The 19,006-nt window shown below is 71.1% G+C and carries 21 protein-coding genes and 1 tRNA gene; 12 read left to right on the forward strand and 10 right to left on the reverse strand.

The features are described 5' to 3' along the window. Positions 1 to 36: 36 nt before the first annotated feature. The 3 genes from ACFQ58_RS01725 (at position 37) to ACFQ58_RS01735 (ending at position 2,605) form a co-directional block, all read left to right on the forward strand. Complete coding sequence (locus tag ACFQ58_RS01725; protein WP_376948920.1) at positions 37 to 513, forward strand: hypothetical protein; 477 nt, start codon at positions 37 to 39, stop codon at positions 511 to 513. Positions 514 to 616: 103 nt separating this feature from the next. After that, positions 617 to 1,357: a hypothetical protein gene (locus ACFQ58_RS01730; protein ID WP_376948922.1), complete on the forward strand. Its 741-nt coding sequence runs from the start codon at positions 617 to 619 to the stop codon at positions 1,355 to 1,357. A gap of 9 nt (positions 1,358 to 1,366) precedes the next feature. Further along, positions 1,367 to 2,605, forward strand: a complete 1,239-nt coding sequence (locus tag ACFQ58_RS01735) for a DNA polymerase domain-containing protein (RefSeq protein ID WP_376948924.1) — start codon at positions 1,367 to 1,369, stop codon at positions 2,603 to 2,605. On the opposite strand, the gene ACFQ58_RS01740 is transcribed toward ACFQ58_RS01735, so the two are convergent. The 5 genes from ACFQ58_RS01740 to ACFQ58_RS01760 all read right to left on the reverse strand — a co-directional run bounded on the left by ACFQ58_RS01740 (position 2,566) and on the right by ACFQ58_RS01760 (position 5,727). Beyond that, positions 2,566 to 2,916, reverse strand: coding sequence for a PRC-barrel domain containing protein (locus ACFQ58_RS01740; protein ID WP_376948926.1), 351 nt, complete (start codon positions 2,914 to 2,916; stop codon positions 2,566 to 2,568). The genes ACFQ58_RS01735 and ACFQ58_RS01740 overlap by 40 nt on opposite strands. Beyond that, entirely contained in the window at positions 2,903 to 3,295 is a 393-nt protein-coding gene (locus ACFQ58_RS01745) for a hypothetical protein (protein ID WP_376948928.1), read from the reverse strand. The genes ACFQ58_RS01740 and ACFQ58_RS01745 overlap by 14 nt, the downstream gene beginning before the upstream one ends. Beyond that, on the reverse strand, positions 3,292 to 4,521 hold the full coding sequence (locus tag ACFQ58_RS01750) for an NRAMP family divalent metal transporter (protein WP_376948930.1): 1,230 nt from the start codon (positions 4,519 to 4,521) through the stop codon (positions 3,292 to 3,294). Before ACFQ58_RS01750 ends, ACFQ58_RS01745 begins: the two co-directional genes overlap by 4 nt. Continuing rightward, positions 4,518 to 4,994: a hypothetical protein gene (locus ACFQ58_RS01755; RefSeq protein ID WP_376948932.1), complete on the reverse strand. Its 477-nt coding sequence runs from the start codon at positions 4,992 to 4,994 to the stop codon at positions 4,518 to 4,520. The genes ACFQ58_RS01750 and ACFQ58_RS01755 overlap by 4 nt, the downstream gene beginning before the upstream one ends. A gap of 145 nt (positions 4,995 to 5,139) precedes the next feature. Beyond that, a complete protein-coding gene (locus tag ACFQ58_RS01760) occupies positions 5,140 to 5,727 on the reverse strand; it encodes a TetR/AcrR family transcriptional regulator (protein ID WP_376948934.1) in 588 nt (195 codons plus the stop codon). 77 nt (positions 5,728 to 5,804) lie between these two features. On the opposite strand from ACFQ58_RS01760, the gene ACFQ58_RS01765 reads away from it, so the two are divergent. The 3 genes from ACFQ58_RS01765 to ACFQ58_RS01775 all read left to right on the forward strand — a co-directional run bounded on the left by ACFQ58_RS01765 (position 5,805) and on the right by ACFQ58_RS01775 (position 8,226). After that, positions 5,805 to 6,893: an SDR family NAD(P)-dependent oxidoreductase gene (locus tag ACFQ58_RS01765; protein ID WP_376948936.1), complete on the forward strand. Its 1,089-nt coding sequence runs from the start codon at positions 5,805 to 5,807 to the stop codon at positions 6,891 to 6,893. A gap of 62 nt (positions 6,894 to 6,955) precedes the next feature. Then, on the forward strand, positions 6,956 to 7,981 hold the full coding sequence (locus ACFQ58_RS01770) for an SDR family oxidoreductase (protein ID WP_376948938.1): 1,026 nt from the start codon (positions 6,956 to 6,958) through the stop codon (positions 7,979 to 7,981). 74 nt (positions 7,982 to 8,055) lie between these two features. Further along, entirely contained in the window at positions 8,056 to 8,226 is a 171-nt protein-coding gene (locus ACFQ58_RS01775; protein WP_376948940.1) for a hypothetical protein, read from the forward strand. A 32-nt stretch (positions 8,227 to 8,258) separates the two neighbouring features. Here ACFQ58_RS01775 and ACFQ58_RS01780 read toward each other — a convergent pair whose 3' ends face one another. Continuing rightward, complete coding sequence (locus tag ACFQ58_RS01780) at positions 8,259 to 9,443, reverse strand: low temperature requirement protein A (RefSeq protein WP_376948942.1); 1,185 nt, start codon at positions 9,441 to 9,443, stop codon at positions 8,259 to 8,261. 159 nt (positions 9,444 to 9,602) lie between these two features. Between ACFQ58_RS01780 and ACFQ58_RS01785 the strand changes: the two genes are divergently transcribed. Further along, positions 9,603 to 10,256, forward strand: a complete 654-nt coding sequence (locus ACFQ58_RS01785) for a DUF305 domain-containing protein (protein ID WP_376948944.1) — start codon at positions 9,603 to 9,605, stop codon at positions 10,254 to 10,256. Between the two features lie 108 nt (positions 10,257 to 10,364). Here ACFQ58_RS01785 and ACFQ58_RS01790 read toward each other — a convergent pair whose 3' ends face one another. Next, positions 10,365 to 12,143, reverse strand: a complete 1,779-nt coding sequence (locus ACFQ58_RS01790; RefSeq protein ID WP_376948946.1) for an LVIVD repeat-containing protein — start codon at positions 12,141 to 12,143, stop codon at positions 10,365 to 10,367. 228 nt (positions 12,144 to 12,371) lie between these two features. On the opposite strand from ACFQ58_RS01790, the gene ACFQ58_RS01795 reads away from it, so the two are divergent. Next, a complete protein-coding gene (locus tag ACFQ58_RS01795; RefSeq protein ID WP_376948948.1) occupies positions 12,372 to 13,094 on the forward strand; it encodes an SOS response-associated peptidase in 723 nt (240 codons plus the stop codon). Positions 13,095 to 13,163: 69 nt separating this feature from the next. Here ACFQ58_RS01795 and ACFQ58_RS01800 read toward each other — a convergent pair whose 3' ends face one another. Then, on the reverse strand, positions 13,164 to 13,547 hold the full coding sequence (locus ACFQ58_RS01800) for a DUF2255 family protein (RefSeq protein ID WP_376948950.1): 384 nt from the start codon (positions 13,545 to 13,547) through the stop codon (positions 13,164 to 13,166). A gap of 81 nt (positions 13,548 to 13,628) precedes the next feature. Between ACFQ58_RS01800 and ACFQ58_RS01805 the strand changes: the two genes are divergently transcribed. Beyond that, positions 13,629 to 14,177, forward strand: coding sequence for a YbaK/EbsC family protein (locus ACFQ58_RS01805; RefSeq protein WP_376948952.1), 549 nt, complete (start codon positions 13,629 to 13,631; stop codon positions 14,175 to 14,177). 22 nt (positions 14,178 to 14,199) lie between these two features. On the opposite strand, the gene ACFQ58_RS01810 is transcribed toward ACFQ58_RS01805, so the two are convergent. Beyond that, positions 14,200 to 14,877 (reverse strand): phosphatase PAP2 family protein, encoded by a 678-nt coding sequence (locus tag ACFQ58_RS01810; RefSeq protein ID WP_376948954.1) that lies wholly within the window; start codon positions 14,875 to 14,877, stop codon positions 14,200 to 14,202. 107 nt (positions 14,878 to 14,984) lie between these two features. On the opposite strand from ACFQ58_RS01810, the gene ACFQ58_RS01815 reads away from it, so the two are divergent. Continuing rightward, the gene (locus ACFQ58_RS01815; RefSeq protein WP_376948956.1) at positions 14,985 to 15,203 is read left to right on the forward strand and encodes a hypothetical protein; all 219 of its coding nucleotides are present in this window, start codon (positions 14,985 to 14,987) and stop codon (positions 15,201 to 15,203) included. 76 nt (positions 15,204 to 15,279) lie between these two features. On the opposite strand, the gene ACFQ58_RS01820 is transcribed toward ACFQ58_RS01815, so the two are convergent. Next, positions 15,280 to 15,363 (reverse strand) — tRNA-Leu (locus ACFQ58_RS01820). A gap of 316 nt (positions 15,364 to 15,679) precedes the next feature. Here ACFQ58_RS01820 and ACFQ58_RS01825 point away from each other — a divergent pair. Further along, positions 15,680 to 16,456, forward strand: coding sequence for an HAD family hydrolase (locus ACFQ58_RS01825; RefSeq protein ID WP_376950318.1), 777 nt, complete (start codon positions 15,680 to 15,682; stop codon positions 16,454 to 16,456). After that, positions 16,453 to 18,972, forward strand: coding sequence for a glycoside hydrolase family 65 protein (locus ACFQ58_RS01830; RefSeq protein WP_376948958.1), 2,520 nt, complete (start codon positions 16,453 to 16,455; stop codon positions 18,970 to 18,972). The genes ACFQ58_RS01825 and ACFQ58_RS01830 overlap by 4 nt, the downstream gene beginning before the upstream one ends. The last annotated feature ends 34 nt before the right edge of the window (positions 18,973 to 19,006 follow it).

Below are 19,006 nucleotides of genomic sequence, written 5' to 3' on the forward strand. Positions count from 1 at the left end.
CTGGAATCGACCCGGCGACGGCGGAAGGGGACTCGCATGACTCCGCAGCGCATCGCGCGCGGAACGCTGCTGTTCGTCCAGGCATTCGTCGCCGTGACGTCCGCGCTCGGTGGTGCGGCGCTCGTCGCGGGCTCCCTCTTCGACTGGAGCGACTCGCCGCTCGCGATCCCGTCGTCGTACCTCGACGGCTCGCCGTTCTCGTCGTTCGCCCTGCCGGGACTGGTGCTGCTCATCGTCGTGGGCGGCACGCACGTGGTGGCGTTCGTGATGGTGGCACGGCGCATGCGGTGGGCGATGCTCGCCTCGGCGGTCGCCGCATTCGGCGTGCTCGTCTGGATCTTCGTGCAGATGGTCTACATCCCGTTCAGCGTCCTGCAGGCCACGTACTTCATCCTCGGCATCGCCGAGCTCGCGGCGGTGCTCGTGCAGCTCGACGTGCTGCACCCGTGGGCGCACGCGCGAGTGCATCGGTCGGCCGAGTCGCCGGCAGTGAGCGCCGACGCCGCGCGCTGACCCATCCAGACCTGCGAGCCCAGCGCAACCCCCATTTCGCCGTCCGTCGGTCGTGCCATGGTGGGCCATCGGGACTCGCCGCCCGCCACGGAATGAGGTCGCCATGACTCGGATGCCGCTGCACGCGCCCTTCGTCAACCGGCACGCCCGCGCCGGCGTCTCGTTCCTCGCCGTGGCCGTGATCCTCGCGGCGACGTGCGTCTCGGTCGGGCTCGCGATCCCGGGGATCGCGTCGGCCGGATGGCGGTCCACGGTCCAGGTCGGCTCCGACGTGCTGGGATTCGCCGCCGTCTGGATCGCCCTCCCACTCGGGGCCTACCTGCTCGTGACGTCGGGCTCGCCCAGGCCGTCGCGCCGCGCCCTCGCCGTGGGGGTCGCGGTGGCGCTGCCGATCCTCGCGGAATGGTCGGGCGCGGCCGACTCGCCGTTCCTCATCATGCTCGCGCTCGCGGCCGCGGTCGGCGGATACGCCCTGATCGGCCTCGGCCTCTCGGAACAGCGCCGCCAACGGAGCCGCTCCGACGCGATGGACGCGCCGTTCGCCGTGGTGACCCCCCGTGAGGCGGTGACCGGCACGCTGGTCCTCGCCCACGCCACGAGCTTCCTGCTCTGGTGGGTGGGTGTCGGCTTCGACCTCGCGGGCACCCTCGGGCTCGGCGGCGGCGACGCCTCACCGCTCGGCGCCCTGCTCGCGCTGCTCGGGGCGGCGTGCCTCTCGACCGCCATCCTGATGCAGCTCCGGTCGGCCGGCCCCGACCTCCCGGCGCAGTCGGACTGGGACGAACAGGATTCGGAGGCGGCGGAGGCGGCACTGCCCGAGCCCTCGACCACCATGACCCCCTAGTGTGGTGTCGTGGCGGCCGCCAAGGATGACGCGGAGGTCCTCGCGATCGGGGGCCACGATGTCCGCGTGAGCCATCCGGGCAAGGTCGTCTTCCCCGAGCCGGGTCTCACGAAGCTCGACCTCGTCCGGTACTACGTCGCCGTGGCCGACGGGGCGTTGCGCGGGGCGGGCGGCCGGCCGATGGTGCTCAAGCGCTTCGTCAAGGGCATCGCCGTGGAGCCGTTCTTCCAGAAGCGCGTGCCCGAGAACCATCCCGATTTCATCGACACTGCGACGCTGCACTACGCGCGCGGCACCTCGGCCGAAGAGGCGGTGGTCCGGGATGCCGCAGGGCTGGCCTGGGTCGTGAACCTCGGATGCCTCGACCTCAACCCACACCCGGTGCGTGCCGAGGACCTCGACCATCCCGATGAGCTCCGGGTCGACCTCGACCCGATGCCGGGCGTGGACTGGTCGCAGATCGTCGACGTGGCGATGATCGCGCGCGACGTGCTCGAGGATCACGGGCTCGTCGGCTGGCCGAAGACCTCGGGCTCCCGCGGCATGCACCTGCTCGTGCGCATCGCGCCCGACTGGACCTACGCCGAGGTGCGCCTCGCGGCCGAGACGCTCGCGCGCGAGGTCGAGCGTCGCGCACCCGGCCTCGCGACGGCACGGTGGTGGAAGGAGGAGCGCGGCGAGAGCGTGTTCGTCGACTTCAACCAGAATGCCAAGGACCGCACCGTCGCGTCGGCATACTCCGTGCGGCCCCTGCCCGACGCGCGAGTGTCGACCCCGCTCGACTGGAGCGAAGTGCCCACGCGGCGGCCCGAGGAGTTCACGGTCGCCACGGTGCTCGAGCGGTATGCGGAACTCGGCGACCCGCACGCCGGGATCGACGACGCCGTCGGCCGACTCGACGGCCTGCTCCGGCTCGCGGAGGAGCTCGGTCCGGCCGAGAAGGCGCCGCGCGGCTCGGGCGACGGCTCGGGGCGCCGGCAGTCGTCCATGCCCCTCATCGAGGTCGCACGCACCGAGACCAAGCCCGAGGCCCTCGAGGCGCTCGACCGCTGGAAGGCCGCGCACGCCGGGGTCGTCCCGCACCTCTCCCCCGCCGACGTGATGGTCGACGGCATGCGCGGATCGAGCTCGCTCTGGTACCGGGTCCGCGTCAACCTGCAGCACGTGCCCGAGGGCGAGCGGCCCGAGCAGGAGACGCTGCTCGTCGACTACGACCCGTGGGAGGCCGTCCGCAACCGGGGGTCGTGACGCTCGAAGCCGTCGCGGAGCACCACGCGCTGGACGTCGATCATCGCGACGTCGTTCCACGCGGCGAGGAAGAGACCGCGATGCACCCGGCGCAGGTAGTGCGCGATGGGCCACGGCGCGTTCACGCCGCTGCGCTCGTAGCCCCACATCGAGGCGCGGCTTCGCGGGCTGATGAGCAGCCCGACCAGGCGCGGCTCGGCGAGCAGCTGCCCGGGGGCGCCGTCGAGCGCGAAGCGCGCGTCGACGACCGCGCCGATGCGGGCGCCCGACTCGTCGACCACGTCCGCGCCGAGCACGTCACTCAGGATCATGACGACCTCCCGGGATCCGCCCGACCACGTGCCGGCTGACCCAGCGCTCGACCCAGGTCGCGTCGAGCCCGTCGCCCGCGACCCCCACGCGCAGCACGGTTCCGACCTCGGAGACGAGCCGCCAGGGGATCCGCATGCGGCGGGACGGCGGCGGCCGGCCGCCGAAGATGCGGGTGGGCAGTTCGATGCCGACGAGCAGGTCGGTGATCGTCGGCGGCGCGGCATCCGGCCGGATCGTCGCGCCCGGCTCGATGCCCGCCAGCTCGAGGTCGGACACGACCGACACGGGTATCCCATCGCGGTCGAGGATCTGCCGGTCGAGCAGGTGCAACTGCGCGTCGACCACGCGGCCGGCCGGTGGCGGCATCTGCTCGTTCATGCGCCCGCTCCCGTCATGATCAGCAGGGGGATGGCGGCGAGCGCCGCCACCAGGATGATGACGAGGTAGACCATCGCGATCGCATTCATGCCGCGACCGTTGACGTGCTCGCCCATGTACTCGGGGTCGTTCGCGACCAGCAGGATGGGCAGGTACGTGAGCGGAAGTGCGACCGCCGAGAACACGACGGAGATCTCGGTCACCGCGATCGGGTCGACCCCGGTGGCGAGGATGCCGACCGCGATGAGCAGCACCACGATCATGGCCACGTGGAACCGTGCCGCCCGTGCCGGACGTCGGAATTTGCCCCACGACCATCCGAGGTACTGCGCGAGCGTATAGCCCGTCGAGAGCGTGGTCTCGAGCGCGGCGCCGAAGGTCGCGGCCAGGATCCCGACGATCGCGAAGCTCAGCAGCAGCATCCCGCCGGCCTCGGCGACGGGCAGGACGACCTGGCTCAATGAGGTCACTCCGATCGACTGGGGCAGCAGCACCACGGCCGCGCAGCCGGCGATCGCGAGCGAGAGCAGGCCGCCGAGCGGGAAGCCGACGAGCACGTTGGCACGCGACGTGGCGAGGTCCTTGCGCGTCCAGCCCTCCTCGACCGCGCCGGAGGAGAAGAAGAACACCTCGTACGGCGTCATCGCGGCACCGAACAGCGCGACGGCGTAGAACCAGTACGTCGCGACGGGCTCGCTGTCGGGGACCGTCGGCCGCAGCGCCTGGTCGATCAGCGCTCCCCAGTCGGGCGAGAGCAAGAAGAGCGCGACCCCGAACGCGATCAGCGCGAGGCCCAGGAGCCCGGTGACGTTCTCGAGCAGGCTGAACTTCGCCCGCCACACCACGATCCACACCCCGAACGCGGCGACGGGGATCCACCAGCCCGGTCCGACGGAGGTCGCGAGCTGCAGTGAGAGGGCGACGCCGCCGACCTCGGCCGTGACCGTGAGCAGCGTGATGAGGAACGACGCGGCGAGGTTCGCGAGGCCCGCCCTCGGGCCGAGCCGCTCGCGGATCACCTCGAACGTCGCGCGTCCGCTGACCGCCGCGACCCGGCCCGACATCTGCGCGTACACGCAGATGCCGATGACGCCGACGATGACCACCCACGCGAGGCCCAGCCCGAATCGCGAGCCGACGACCGCGTTCGTGACGAGGTCCCCGATGTCGACGAACCCGCCGATCGCGGTGAGGATGCCGAGCGCGACGGCGAGGATGCGCGTCACGGGCGGCCCTCGCGGGTGAGGGCGCGCAGGGCGTCCTCCGCCTCGGCGACGCGGTCGGCGGCGTCGGCCGGGTCGCCCACCCCGCCGAGGGCGTCCACCGCCGCATCGAGCGCGCGCACGGCGTCGTCGAGCGCATCGAGCGCCTCCGCGCGACGACCCGCCTCGGTCTCATCGGCCGCGTCCACCATGGCCGCCGTGCGTGCGGCATCGGCGGCTTCCCGCCGCGCGTCCTCCGCCGCAGTGAGCGCGGTCGCCCGGAAGATCCGACCGTCGGCATCCTGCTCGAGCGCGAGGCCCGCGGTGGCGGTCGCGGCGACGGCCTGGTCGATCGCATCGGTGACCTGGTCGGAGGCGCTCGAGCAGCCGGTCGTGGTGAGGGCCGCGACGATCAGGCCCGCGGCAGCGGCCGCGCGCAACGGATGCCGCGGCCGCGCGTCCGCGCGCCGGGTCGGCCGATCGCGATGGCGCTCCACATCGCGACGCTATCGCGCGAGCGACGCTTCTCAGACGGGCTTGACGTGTGTCGCACGCCGATGGTCGAGTAGCGGCGAAGGCGCGTACCGAGACCGGCTCACGAGAGATCTCGATACGCCGCTTCGCGGCCACTCGATCACCAGGTCAGCCGGCACGCGGCGCGAAGGCCGCGTGGAAGAGCGCCCAGGCGCGGCGGGCCGTGACCGGGCGGTCCGCGGCATCCGTCCGCCCGAGCACCCCGGCGAGCATCGAGATCGCGAGGAGCACGTCGTCGGCGTCGACGTGGTCGCCGAGGCGGCCTGCGGCGCGCTCGCGTTCGACGGCCGTCGCGGTGACCGCCTGCACGCGGGCGCCGAGCCGTTCGACGCGAGGGTCGTGCGGATGCGCCTGGATGAGGTCGATGAGCCCCGTCGAGACGAGCGCCTGAGCGATCACTCGATCGAGCAGGTCGTCGAGCGGGGTCGCGGAGCCGGCGACCGCCGCCTCGAGCTCGTCGACGTTCGCGTCGAAGACCGCGATCGCGAGGGCGAGCCGATCGGGGAAGTGCCGGTACAGGCTCCCCTGCCCGACGCCGGCGCGCTTGGCGACCGCCGAGAAGGGGGCGGCCAGTCCGTCCTCGGCGAAGATCTCGCGGGCCGCGGCGATGAGCGCGCGGCGGTTCGCCGGACCCGCGCTCGGCCCGAGGTTGGGCTTGCGCAGAGTGGGACCTTGTCCCTTCCGACTCTCGGCCACGGGTGTTACGTTACTACCGGACAACGATGTCCGGTGCCTCGTGCCCGCGTGGCGCCCCCCTCCGAGAAGGACCCCTGATGAGCACCACCACTTCCGTCACCGCCGATTCCTCGATCAAGACCTGGCTCACCGATCCCGTCGGCGGCCCGATCATCCGCGACCTCCTCGCGCAGTCCGGTCAGGACCCCGACGTGCTGCGACCCATCCACCGGCTCGCGCTCAAGCGCCTCATCAAGCTCAGCAAGGGCCAGTTCTCGCAGGAGCTGGTCGACCAGCTCGTCGCGCGGGCGGCCGCGGGCGACGTTCCGGCGACAGCGACGGCGACGGATGGCGCGGCCGCCGCCCCCGCGGCATCCGACGCCGAACGCGCTGACGAGCCCGGCGCGGCCACGGTCGAACGCCCCGAGTGGGCCGAGCGCATCGACCGGGGGCGCTTCACCGGCAAGACCGTCATCGTCACGGGTGCCGGTTCCGGCATCGGCCGCGCCACCGCGTCGCGGATCGCGCGCGAGGGCGGCCGCGTGATCGCGATCGACGTCTCGCAGGAACGACTCGACGACTTCACCGCCGAGCACCCGGATGCCGAGGTGGTCGCGCTCGTCGCCGACATCTCCGACGACGCGAAGGTCGCCGACATCGTCGCCGCCGCGGGCGAGCGCATCGACGGACTCGCCAACATCGCCGGGATCATGGACGACATGACCCCCATCGGCGAGCTGGCCGACGCGGTGTGGGAACGCGTCATGCGCGTCAACGTCGACGGCACCATGAAGCTCATGCGCGCCGTCGTGCCCGCGATGCTCGCGCAGGGATACGGCTCGATCGTCAACACCGCGTCCGAGGCCGCGCTGCGCGGCTCGGCGGCCGGGGTCGCCTACACGACGTCGAAGCACGCCGTCGTGGGTCTCACGAAGTCGACCGCGTTCATGTACGGCCCGAGCGGCCTGCGCGTGAACGCCGTCGCACCCGGCCCGACCATCACCAACATCGAGGCCACCTTCGCCTCGCCGCTCGGCGCGCAGCGCGTCCGCCAGGCGATGGCCGTGCTGCCGGATGCCGCCGAGGCCGAGGCCCTCGCGGCGTCGATCACGTTCCTGCTCTCCGACGACGGCGTGAACATCAACGGCGTCCTGCTCGCGTCGGACGGCGGCTGGTCGGCCGCGTGACCGACCCGGTGGTCGAGTAGCGCCGGCTACTCGACCACCGGCCCGAGTGGCAGCATGGTGCGATGAGCGCGAAGCGGATCCTGTTCATCGGCGGCAGCGGTGTCATCAGCTCGGCGTGCGTCGCGCGCGCCGTCGAGGTCGGGCACGACGTGACCGTGCTGAATCGCGGCGGCTCGTCGAGCCTGCGACCGCTTCCCGCCGACGCGCGGCAGGTCGTCGGAGACATCCGCGACCCCGACTCGGTGCGCGAGGCGCTCGGGCACGGCACGGCCGACGCGCTGGAGTTCGACGTCGTGTGCGAGTTCCTCGCGTTCACACCCGAGCACGTGCAGGCCGACCTCGACCTCTTCGAGGGTCGCATCGGGCAGTACGTCTTCATCAGCTCGGCCTCCGCGTACCAGACGCCGCCGAGCCGGCTCCCGGTCACCGAGTCGACGCCGCTCGTGAACCCGTTCTGGCAGTACTCGCGAGACAAGATCGCGTGCGAGGACCTGCTGGTCGCCGCGCTGCGCGAGCGCGCGTTCCCCGCGACGATCGTGCGGCCGTCGCACACCTACGACCGCACGCTGCTGCCCACGACCGGACACTGGACCGACATCGCGCGGATGCGCGCCGGCAAGCCGGTCGTGGTGCACGGCGACGGCACGAGCCTCTGGACCATCACGCACCACGGTGACTTCGCCGTTGCGTTCGTCGGACTCCTCGGCAACCCGCGGGCGGTGGGCGACACCTTCCACATCACCGGCGATCACGCCCCGACCTGGAACCAGATCTACGGATGGCTCGCCGCAGCCGCCGGCGTCGACGACCCGCAGCTCGTGCACGTGGCATCCGAGACCATCGCGGCGGTCCACCCCGACTGGGGCCCGGGCCTCGTCGGCGACAAGGCGCACTCCATGGTGTTCGACAACGCGAAGGTGAAGGCGCTCGTCCCCGACTTCCGCACGACCGTCACGTTCGACGAGGGCGCCCGGCAGATCATCGAGTTCCACGATGCCCACCCCGAGCTCCGGCGTCTCGACCCGGTGACGGATGCCGCGTTCGAGCGCATCCTCGCGCTGCCCCGCGGGCCCATAGCCCCCGGATAGCCCAGGATCACGTGGGGGTGCGGCGCGCGCACTACCGGGGTTAGCCTGTCGGCACGAAGGTGAAAGGGGAGACCATGACCAGCTTCGTCGACCCGCTCGAGGGTCCGTTCGACAAGGGCAACCTCGCGGAATCCGAGTTCTGGGAGGAGCTCGAGGAGGAGGGCGTCGGCGAGGACGACGCCGAGTACGTGGCGGAGGAGGTCGCCGACCCCGAGGACGACCAGGAGGAGTTCGGCGGCCGCTGACTCGCACGATCCACGCGCGGCGGCCCGACGGCTCAGCCGCCCTCGGGCGCGCGGCGTGCCATCCGCTCGGCCGTCTCGCCCGCCGCGGTCGCCACGAGCACGAGCGCGGCCAGTGCGCCGGTCGACAGCGGGTCGAGCAGAGGTGAGAACGCGGCGACCGCGATGAGGCCGGCGACGCCGGCGAGCTGGGCGCGCATCCACCGGCGCTCGAGCACGTGACGGAACAGCACCGTGCCGATGAGGAACAGCAGCGGCCCGCCGAGCACGGTGACGACCGCGGGGAGGCTCTGCTCGTGCGGATGTCCGAGCACCTCCTTGTCGCCCACTCCGAGCAGCACGACGCCGCCGACGATGAGCAGGTGCACCCAGGAGTACGCCGTCCGCGCCATGCGTCCGGGGGCGCCGGCCGCCTCGAGCGCCTCGGCGCCGATCCGCTCGCCGTGGTCGAAGTAGATCCACCAGCAGGCCGCCGCCGCGACGAAGGCGGTCGAGACCGCGATGACGGCCTCGATGGATGACTCGACCCCGACGAAGGTGAAGCCCGTCACGAGCAGGCCTTCGCCCAGCGCGATGAGCACGAACAGCGCGGTGCGCTCGGCGAGGTGCTTCCCCGAGACATCCCACCGGCCGATGTCCATGCGCGCGCGGCCCGGCACGGGGTAGCCGAGGATGCTGCCCGTGAGCTCGAGCGCGAGTGCCGCCGCCCACAGGGGCAATTGCAGCGGCAGCGGCAACAGCGCGCCGACGATCCACAGGGCCGATCCGGCGACCGCCCACACGAGCACGTTCCCGAAGTCGTGCGAGACCGCGGCGTCGTGCCGCGACGTCGCCCACACCATGAACCCGGCGCGGCCGAGCTTGAGGACGACGTACGCGATGGCGAACGTCCACGCGCGGTCGCCGAAGGCCTCGACGATCGCCGCGCTCATCACGAACGCGACGAAGGCGAGCGCGATGACCGCGATGCGCACGGGAAGCTTGACCGGGTCGAGCCAGTTCGTGACCCACGTCGTCGACACCCACGCCCACCAGAGGGCGCAGACCATGATGACGCCCTCGAGCGCACCGAGCGGCGTCTGGTTCTCGTATAGGTACGCGCCGAGTTGGGTCAGCCCGAACACGAAGACGAGGTCGAAGAACAGCTCGACGTACGTGACGCGCTGAGCGCGCTCGGTGTCGGCGGGGCGCAGCACGTCGGCGCGCAATCCGAAGGCCATGCGGTCATCATGGCATCGCGGCATGCGCCGACGGCGGATGCCGCGGACTTCCCGGTCGCGTGGCCTCGGGATCCGGGTTAGCCTGACGTGACCTGCCGCGCGAACGGGCGACCGATCCCGCAGGTCGACGGTTCCCTTCGACGTGGATGAGGTGCATGGATGGCGGCTTCGGCCCGGTACTTCGGCGCAGCGGCGGCGCTCCTGCTCGCACTCGGACTGACCGCATGCACGCCGGGCGGCGACCCGGCGGAGCCGTCGAATCCCACCGTGCAGCTCGGCGCACCGGGCGAGCCCAACCGGACGTTGTCTCCCGGCGAGGCTGCGGACATCGAGCAGCCGGAGCACACGGACGCCGACATCGCGTTCATGCAGATGATGATCGAGCACCACGACCAGGCCGTGACGATGACCGGATGGGTCGACGACCGGACCACGGATCGCGACCTCCGCCTCCTGGCGGAACGGATGCGCATCAGCCAGGAATCCGAGATGGAGTTCATGGCCGGCTGGCTGCAGGACCGTGGGACGCCCCTTCGAGATGATCATGGCGACCACTCGGCCGAGATGATGCCGGGCATGCTGACCGACGAGCAGCTCGAGGAGCTCGAGTCGGCCACCGGCGACGGCTTCGAGCGCCTGTTCCTGGAGTCCATGATCCAGCACCACGCCGGCGCCCTCGAGATGGTCGCCGACCTGCGGACGGCCGGCGGCGGCATGGAGATCACGATCGGCCGATTCGCCAACGACGTCGAGGGCGACCAGGGCATCGAGATCGCACGGATGCAGCAGATGCTCGCCGAGCTGGGCACGTAGCGGCCCCGCGGCACGCGCGTTTCGACACGACGATGCCCGGCGATCCTCGGATCGCCGGGCATCGTCATGTGCGGGCGGGGAGGCCGTGCGCCCTCCCCGGCCACTGGATCAGCTGAAGGTCGCCTTCAGGTCCACGATCGCCTGCACCACGGCGGAGTCGGACGGGGCGCCCGACTTCTTGATGGCGTTGTCGAGCTGTGCGATCACGGCCGTGTCGCTCGATCCGTCGGCGACGAGCACCTGGGCCTCAGCCAGGTGCTTGCGCACCTGTGCGAGCGCCTTGTCGCTCATCGCGTCCGCCCGGTCGGCCTGATCGACGTAGGAGCCGACGACCGCGAAACTCGGCGCGTGGACGAGCTGCGCCTGCGTCTGCGCATTGAACGCGTCGAGCTGGATCTCACCCGCCGCGGCGATCTCGTTCGCCGACATCCAGTCGCTCGCGAGGAGCTCCAGGCTGTCGAAGCCGCGAGCGATCTCGCTGCCGAGCACGTTGCCGTTGTACCAGTAGGTCGACCAGTAGCCGCCGAGGTTGATGCCCGTCGGGCTCGGCTCGTCGATCGGACCGCGGTCGAGGTACGCGATCTCGACCGGGTTCGCCGTGTCGGTGAAGTCGATGATCGACAGACCGCCCTGGTACCACGCCTGGACCATGATGTCGCGGCCGGGGACCGGGATGATCGAGCCGTTGTGCGCCACGCAGTTCTCTTGCGCCGTCTGCGGAGCCGGGAGCTTGTAGTAGCTCGCGAACTCGAGCTCGCCGTCGACGATGTCGAACAGTGCGTTCGCACCCCATTCCGGCGCGTGGCTCGCCTGGCAGCGCGCGGCCGTGCCGCCGCCCCACTCGTCGGTGAAGATCACCTTCGTGCCGTCGTTGCTGAACGTGGCCGAGTGCCAGTACGAGAAGTTCGGGTCGGCGACCGCATCGATGCGCTCCGGGTTCTCCGGGTCGCTGATGTCGACGAGGATGCCGTTGCCCTGGCACGCACCCGCGAGGAGCCCGATCTCGGGGAACGCGGTGACGTCGTGGCACGTGTTGGTGTTCGGCAGCGGCCCGTATGCCGAGCCGCTCGGGTGCAGCGCACCGGGCATCGTGTTCTGCAGGCCGTTGTAGGCGCCGGTCTCGACATCCGTGAAGATGCGCGGCTGGCTGACGATCGCCGCCGTCTCAGGCGCCGCGAGGGGCACCTTGATGACGTCGATGCGCCACTGCGTCGGGTTGCCCGACGTGACCGGGTCGGCGGTCAATGCCGCGTTCTCGCAGCCCTCGAGCTCGAGCGGCGAACGCACGTTCGACGTGCCCGAGTTGTAGATGTACACGTTCTCCGCGTCATCCGGATCGGTCACGAGCGTATGCGTGTGCGAACCGCGGCACGTCTGCACGCCCCGCAGCTGCTGGGGGTCCGAGATGTCGCTGATGTCGAAGATCCGCACGCCGCGGAACCGCTCGGGGTTGACGGCACCGGGAGCGCCCTGGGTGCCGCAGTCGATCCGGCCGTTGGTCGCCTCGACCGACATGAAGAGCAGGTCGCCGTGGACCGAGACGTCGCCCTGGCCGCCTGGGCACACGAACGCGTTCTCGAGGACCGGAGCGCCCGGGTCGGAGATGTCGTACACCTGGAAGCCGGAGAAGCTGCCGACGATGGCCTTGTCGCCCGTGAAGGCGAGGTCGGAGTTGATGGCGAAGCCGGCCGGCAGGGGCAGGCTGTCGAGCAGTTCGACGCCGCTCGCCGCGATCTCGGCGTCGTGGAGTCCGGCGCCGAGCCCGACGCGCGGGTCGTCTTCTGCCGAGGCGGCGGTGGCCGTCACCAGCGACGCGCCGAGCAGCAGTGCCCCGGTGGCGGCGAGCGCTCGTCTGCGCCATCGGACCGGTGGGTGGGAGGTTCTCATCGGTGGTGCCCTCTCTTCTCGGTGTGTGTTCCGAACGATGCCCCACGCGGGCGGTCCGCACGTCGTCGTGCGGACCGCGACCTCCGGCGAGGCCGATCTGTGGAACCAACGTATCCATGAATCGATAGGGAGCGCAGCATCCGTTTTCCGGGATCGGCCGATCGCCCGCCGGAACCCGCGTCGGTGGCCCGGCGTAGGCTACGAGCGATCCCGATCGGAGGGCCTCCCATGTGCGGACGTTTCGTGGTCTCCCAACAGGTCGACGACCTCACGGCCGTGTTCGATGCCGAGAACGACTTCGCCGACTGGCGGCCCTCGTACAGCCTGGCGCCGACCAACACCGTCCCGATCGTGCGCGAACGGGCGAAGTCAGACACCGGCGAGTTCGTCCGGCGCCTCGAGCCCGCTCGGTGGGACTTCAAGCCCTCCTTCATGAAGGAGTCCAAGCGCCCGCAGTTCAACAGCCGCATCGAGACGGTCGCCACCAACGGGTTGTGGAAGGGCGCGTTCGCGTCCGGCCGCTGCATCGTCCCGATGCGGGGTTACTACGAATGGACCGGCGAGCCCGGCAAGAAGCGCGCGCACTACCTGCACGGCCCCGACGAGCTGCTCGCCGCGGCCGGCATCTCGACCGCGCGCAAGCTCGAGGACGGCACGTGGGAGGTGTCGACGTCGATCATCACGCGCGAGGCGCGCGACGCCTCGGGCGAGATCCACGACCGGATGCCGGTGTACCTCCCCCTCGACGCGGTCGACCACTACCTCGACCCGGTCAAGCTCTCCCCCGCCGACGCCGAGGCGATGGTCGACTTCCTGATCGCCCAGTCCGACCGCGTGGCGCCCACGATCACCGAGTACGAGGTCGACCCGCGCGTCAACAACTCGCGGCGCGTCGACCCCTCCGACGCCGGCCTGATCGAGCCGCTCGGCGAGGCGCCGACGCTCGAGTGACGCGTCACGGGCGCACCCGACGTCCACTCACCTCGGCTCGGCTGGCACGGCGCCGCCGCGGGCGAGAGGTCAGGCTTCACGCGGGATGAGCCGCAGGGTGAGCGGATGCACGTTCTCGCCGACGACGGTGGCGACGATCCGCGGACTGCTGATGGGGTCGTACTTCGCGTGGTACGCAGCGTCGATGGCTCGGGGGTCGGCGGCCGAGGCGTCCGCGAAGTCGACCTCCCGCTCGACCCCGCCGGCGCTGACCCGGCCATGTCCACGGCGCCGGGCGTTCACGTACCACGGGTTGTCGGGGCCATAGGCGCTGCGGACGTAGAGGTCGTCGCCGACGCGCACGACCCAGATGATGATCGGCTTGCTGAAGCTGCCGTCACGGCGGAGCGAGGAGATCCGGAGTTCCTCCGCTTCGCCGATCCGGTCGAGCTCTTCGACGGTCCAGGTGCCCATGCGTCGATCCTGACACCGCACTCCGACTTCGGCGACCCTCCGCCGGCCCGCGTGCCGCACCATCCGTCGTACCCTCGCACCATGCGCTTCGGAACGCTCGACTTCACGCCCGCGCTCGACTCGACCGACCTGCTGGCGCCACGCACGGCAGCGGCGCTGGCTGCGGCACCGGATGACGCGGCCGCCGGCGTGCTCGTCGCCGCGATCGATCCCGGCCTCGCCGACACGGCCGCGTTCTGCGAGCACTACGAGATCTCGATGGCGGATGGCGCGAACTGCGTCGTCGTGCAGGCGCGCCGCGGCGAGCGCACGTGGTACGCGGCACTGCTCGTGCGCGGGTCAGACCGGGCCGACGTGAATGGCGTGGTGCGCCGCCACCTCGACGCGCGCAAGCTCTCGTTCGCCTCGATGGGCGACGCGGTCGCGCTCACGGGCATGGAGTACGGCGGCATCACGCCCGTGGGACTGCCCGCCGACTGGTCGCTGCTGGTCGACGAGTCGGTCGCGGCGCACGAGCGGCTCATCGTCGGCAGCGGCATCCGCGGTTCGAAGCTGCTGGTGACGGGAGGGTTCCTCGCGGGGCTGCCGAACGCCGAGGTGCTGGCGCTCGCGCAGGGCGCGGTGGCCTAGGACGGGCGCAGCAGGCCCCGACCTACGAGAGCAACTCCCGCCCGACCACGGCGGCACTCCAACGCCCGAGCACGACGCCCGCGACCGTGTCCGAGACGTGGTGCTGGCCGCGGTAGATGCGCGAGAGCGCGATGGCACCGGGGATCCCGTACCGCAGCACGTATCCGGGGACGCGGGAGCCGCGGGTGCCGCGCGCTCCGCGCCGGTCGAGCAGGTCGGCGAGCGTGGTGTGGAGCGCGACCGCTGCCGCCGTGTGCCCTGACGGGAACGACGACGTCGCGTGCGGCTGCTCCGGCCGCCACACGGCCCGAGGTCGCGGCCGTCCCACGAGTGCCGCGGACCCGACGAAGCAGGCCGTCTCGAGCGCAAGCGCCGCACCGGGGGCGACGGCGGAGCGCCAGTCGCGAGTCAGGCACCACGTCACGCCGCACCAGAACGTGCCGTTCGCGATCGTCTGCGGCACGCCCGAGTACCACGAGAGCGGCGCGGTGACGCGATCGAGCAGTTCGCGTGGCTCGGATGGATCGACCTGCGCGCCGTCGTCGTCCGGCTGGTGGCCGAGCGCGGTCTGAAGAGCGCGCACCGGCCGGTCCTCGAGGGGATCGTCACCGCCGACGAGCCGTGCGACCCGACCGGCTGCGGCCAGCACCGCGATCGCTCCGAGCGCCGGCAGGACGAACGAGCGCAGGAACCGGTGCATGCGGGCAGCCTAGAAGAATCTCGCGAGGGAGTGCATCCGAACCCGGTGAGGCGAGAGAAGTACTGGTATCGGGTGAACTCGCACCCGCCGAGAGAAGGAGCAGTTCAATGAAGCGCATCCTCGCCACCGGATTCATCGTCGCGTTCGCCACGTTCGGCGTCGCCGGGGCCGCCAACGCCGCGCCCGCCGACGCTGCCTGCTTCGGCCAGGTGCACAAGACCATCAACACCGAAGGCGCCCTCGGCTTCACGAACGTCGGCGACGTCGTCAAGGCGGTCGGCGGCCAGACCAAGAACGAGATCGCCCGCGGTATCTGCGGCGACTGAGCGGTCCTGACGCTTCTCAGCACCGTCGGGTGCGAAAACGGCCCGGGTCGATGACCCGGGCCGTTTCCTCTGCTTGTGCGCAAGGGGGGAGTTGAACCCCCACGCCCTCACGGGCACACGGACCTGAACCGTGCGCGTCTGCCTATTCCGCCACTTGCGCATACCGACTCGCAGTTGCGAACCAGCCAACCGAGACTAACATACCTGCGCGTGGCATCCGTCCCCGAGCGGATGGCGCAGGCCGCCCCCCACGGCACCCACTCCCCCTCCCCATACCACCCAGCCTTGGCATCCGCTCCAAGTCGGCCGAACCCCTCGCGCCGTCCGCGACGGCGGGAATAGCCTTGGCTATCCGGCACCGGCGCCCACTGTCTCCCCTGATCGAAAGGATCGCCGTGACCTTCCCCCGCGACGCCCGTGAGCGCGCGAACGCGAACCTCGCCACCGTCTCCCCCGACGAGGTCGACCTCAGCGGCATCCGCGGCTGGCTGTTCGACCTCGACGGCGTGCTGACGCCGACGGCCGTGGTGCACATGCACGCCTGGGCGAGGCTGTTCGCGCCGTTCCTCGAGGCGCACGGCGCGGCGCCGTACGGCGACTCCGACTACTACGCGTACATCGACGGCAAGCCGCGCTACGACGGCGTGCGCTCGCTGCTCGCGAGCCGCGACATCCGGTTGCCCGAGGGCGGCCCGACGGATGCCGCGACCGAGGAGACCGTGCACGGGCTCGGGAACCGCAAGAACGAGGCCTTCAACGAGACCCTCGCGGAAGAGGGCGTGGAGCCCTATCCCGCGAGCGTCGCGCTGCTCGACGCGATCGAGCGCGCGGGCGGCCACGTCGCAGTGGTGTCCAGTTCCAAGAACGCCCCTGCGGTGCTCGCCGCGGCCGGCATCGCCGACCGGTTCGAGATCGTCGTCGACGGTGCGGTCGCCGCCCGCGAGGGCATTCCCGGCAAGCCCGCGCCCGACATGTTCCTGCGGGCCGCCGAGCTGCTCGGGCTCCCGCCCGGTGAGTGCACGGTGATCGAAGACGCCGAGTCCGGCGTGAAGGCCGGCGCGACCGGCCCGTTCGGGCTCGTCGTCGGCGTCGACCGCGGAGTGGGCCGCGACGCGCTCGTCGAACTCGGCGCCGACGTGATCGTCGATGAGCTCGACGAACTGATCCCCGCCGTCGAGCGCGCGCATGCGACATCCGCAGCACCCAAGGCCACCGACCAGCCCACCTCCACGACCGAAGAGGACCCCGCATGAGGTTCGCCGACACCGACCCGCTGAACCGGACCCGGTTCCCGCTCGACCCCTGGGCGCTCGTCGAGAACGAGTTCGGCGTCGACGACATGGGGCGCACCGAGACGCTCTTCTCCGTCGGCAACGGGTACCTCGGCCTCCGCGGCAACATCGAGGAGGGCCGCGACGGCCACATGCACGGCACGTTCGTGAATGGCTTCCACGAGACGTGGCCGATCCGCCACGCCGAGGAGGCGTTCGGCTTCGCGCGCGTCGGGCAGACGATCGTGAACGCCCCTGATGCCAAGATCATCCGTCTCTACGTCGACGACGAGCCGCTCGTGATCACCGAGGCTGAGATCATGTCGTACGAGCGACGCCTCGACTTCCGCCTCGGCGCGCTCAGCCGCCGCATCGAGTGGCGCACGCCGTCGGGCAAGCGCGTGCTCATCACGAGCCGGCGCATGGCCAGCTTCACCGACCGCCACCTCGGCGTGATCGACTACGAGGTCGAGCTGCTCGACGCCGATGCCGCGGTCACCATCTCGAGCCAGATCCTCAACCGCCAGGACGGTCGCGACGAGTACCGGTCCGGGGTCACCGAGACGCCCGGCGCCTTCGACCCGCGTAAGGCCGAGATGTTCACCGAGCGCGTGCTGCAGCCGCGCGTGCAGCGCCGCGACGGCGGCCGCTACATGCTCGGCTACCAGTGCACGAACTCGAAGATGACCATCGCGGTCGGCGCGCTGCACTCGATCGAAACCGAGAACGAGTTCACCGAGACCGGCTCGGTCGACGACGACCTGGCCAAGCACATCTACCGCGTGCGCGCACAGAAGGGCGTGCCGATCCGCCTCACCAAGCTGATCAGCTACCACACGGCCCGCAAGGTGCCCGCGCGCGAGCTCGTCGACCGCTGCGACCGCACGCTCGACCGGGGCGCCGAGATGGGGGTGGCCGAGCTGTTCGAGCAGCAGCGAGCCTGGCTGGCCGACTTCTGGGCCCGCTCCGACGTCGAGATCGACGGGCAGCCCGAGTTGCAGCAGGCGACGCGATGGAACCTCTTCCAGCTCGGGCAGGCGACCGCTCGCACCGACGGCGGCGGTGTCGCGGCGAAGGGCGTCTCGGGTTCCGGCTACGGCGGACACTACTTCTGGGACTCCGAGATCTACGTGATGCCGTTCCTCAGCTACACGGCGCCGATCGTGGCGCGCAACGTGCTGCGGTTCCGGCAGCGGATGCTCAATTCGGCGCGGGATCGCGCGGCGGAGCTCAACCAGCGGGGCGCACTGTTCCCCTGGCGCACGATCAACGGGCTCGAGTCCAGCGCGTACTACGCCGCGGGCACCGCGCAGTACCACATCGACGCCGACATCTCCTTCGCCCTCTGCCAGTACGTCGCGGCCACCGGCGACGAGGACTTCCTCGCGCGCGGTGCGATCGACATCCTCGTCGAGACCGCGCGCATGTGGGAGGACCTGGGCTTCTGGCGCACCAACGCCGACGACGTGTTCCACATCCACGGCGTGACCGGGCCCGACGAGTACACGACCGTCGTGAACGACAACCTCTTCACGAACGTGATGGCGCGAGCGAACCTCGCCGCGGCCGCCGCGGCCGTCGACAACCTGCAGGTCAACGATCCCGAGTCGCACAAGAAGCTCATCGAGCGGCTCGGCGTCACGCCGGCCGAGGTGGCGAGCTGGCGCCGCGCGGCCGCGCACATGCACATCCCGTTCGACGCCAAGCTCGGCGTGCACCCCCAGGATGGCGCGTTCCTCGAGAAGGAGCTCTGGGACCTCGAGCACACGCCCGACACCAGCCTGCCGCTGCTCCTGCACTACCACCCGCTGGTCATCTACCGGTTCCAGGTGCTCAAGCAGGCCGACGTGGTGCTCGCGCTCTTCCTCCAGGGCGACAAGTTCAGCACTGAAGAGAAGCTCGCCGACTTCGAGTACTACGACCCGCTGACCACCGGCGACTCGACGCTCTCGGCGGTCGTGCAGTCGATCATCGCCGCCGAGGTCGGCTACCACGAGCTCGCGCTGCGCTACTTCCGCTCGGCGCTCTTCGTCGACCTCGCCGACCTGCACCACAACGCCGCCGACGGGGTGCACGTCGCATCCACGGGTGGCGTGTGGGCCGGCCTCGTCTCGGGCTTCGGCGGGTTCCGCGACCACAACGGGCGCTTCACGTTCGACCCGCGCCTGCCCGACGGGTGGGACCGGCTGAGCTTCCGCGTGACGCTGCACGGCAGCCGCATCCGCGTCGACCTCACCGCCGGCGCCATCCGGTTCGAGATCGAGGTCGGCGAAGCGGATGCCGCGGTGCCGCTGCAGGTCCGCGGCGAGCCGGTGCTCGTCACCGCGTTCGCGCCCGTGACCGTGGCGCTCGACGGGCACGGCGCCCGCCGCGTCGGGGCGCCCACGATGCAGAACGTGCGCGGAGCACGCCGCGCGGACGGCACCCTGCTCACGGCGTCCATCCCCACGCTGTCGCTCGACGTCGACGAGGCCGAGGCCGCCGCGGTCTTCGATTGAGGCCGACCCGCCGAGGAACCCTCCGGCCGCGAGG

Origin of the sequence: Agromyces sp. NPDC056523 (genome assembly GCF_042794545.1) — a bacterium.
Lineage (GTDB): Bacteria > Actinomycetota > Actinomycetes > Actinomycetales > Microbacteriaceae > Agromyces.

What these genes read in the sequence shown, in the direction of transcription:
- ACFQ58_RS01725 (WP_376948920.1), top strand. Translation starts at nt 37, where the DNA reads ATGACTCCGCAGCGCATCGCGCGCGGAACGCTGCTGTTCGTCCAGGCA.
- ACFQ58_RS01815 (WP_376948956.1), top strand. Translation starts at nt 14,985, where the DNA reads ATGAAGCGCATCCTCGCCACCGGATTCATCGTCGCGTTCGCCACGTTC.
- ACFQ58_RS01765 (WP_376948936.1), top strand. Translation starts at nt 5,805, where the DNA reads ATGAGCACCACCACTTCCGTCACCGCCGATTCCTCGATCAAGACCTGG.
- ACFQ58_RS01800 (WP_376948950.1), bottom strand. Translation starts at nt 13,547, where the DNA reads ATGGGCACCTGGACCGTCGAAGAGCTCGACCGGATCGGCGAAGCGGAG.
- ACFQ58_RS01790 (WP_376948946.1), bottom strand. Translation starts at nt 12,143, where the DNA reads ATGAGAACCTCCCACCCACCGGTCCGATGGCGCAGACGAGCGCTCGCC.
- ACFQ58_RS01775 (WP_376948940.1), top strand. Translation starts at nt 8,056, where the DNA reads ATGACCAGCTTCGTCGACCCGCTCGAGGGTCCGTTCGACAAGGGCAAC.
- ACFQ58_RS01805 (WP_376948952.1), top strand. Translation starts at nt 13,629, where the DNA reads ATGCGCTTCGGAACGCTCGACTTCACGCCCGCGCTCGACTCGACCGAC.
- ACFQ58_RS01730 (WP_376948922.1), top strand. Translation starts at nt 617, where the DNA reads ATGACTCGGATGCCGCTGCACGCGCCCTTCGTCAACCGGCACGCCCGC.
- ACFQ58_RS01745 (WP_376948928.1), bottom strand. Translation starts at nt 3,295, where the DNA reads ATGAACGAGCAGATGCCGCCACCGGCCGGCCGCGTGGTCGACGCGCAG.
- ACFQ58_RS01810 (WP_376948954.1), bottom strand. Translation starts at nt 14,877, where the DNA reads ATGCACCGGTTCCTGCGCTCGTTCGTCCTGCCGGCGCTCGGAGCGATC.
- ACFQ58_RS01785 (WP_376948944.1), top strand. Translation starts at nt 9,603, where the DNA reads ATGGCGGCTTCGGCCCGGTACTTCGGCGCAGCGGCGGCGCTCCTGCTC.
- ACFQ58_RS01830 (WP_376948958.1), top strand. Translation starts at nt 16,453, where the DNA reads ATGAGGTTCGCCGACACCGACCCGCTGAACCGGACCCGGTTCCCGCTC.
- ACFQ58_RS01795 (WP_376948948.1), top strand. Translation starts at nt 12,372, where the DNA reads ATGTGCGGACGTTTCGTGGTCTCCCAACAGGTCGACGACCTCACGGCC.
- ACFQ58_RS01780 (WP_376948942.1), bottom strand. Translation starts at nt 9,443, where the DNA reads ATGGCCTTCGGATTGCGCGCCGACGTGCTGCGCCCCGCCGACACCGAG.
- ACFQ58_RS01770 (WP_376948938.1), top strand. Translation starts at nt 6,956, where the DNA reads ATGAGCGCGAAGCGGATCCTGTTCATCGGCGGCAGCGGTGTCATCAGC.
- ACFQ58_RS01740 (WP_376948926.1), bottom strand. Translation starts at nt 2,916, where the DNA reads ATGATCCTGAGTGACGTGCTCGGCGCGGACGTGGTCGACGAGTCGGGC.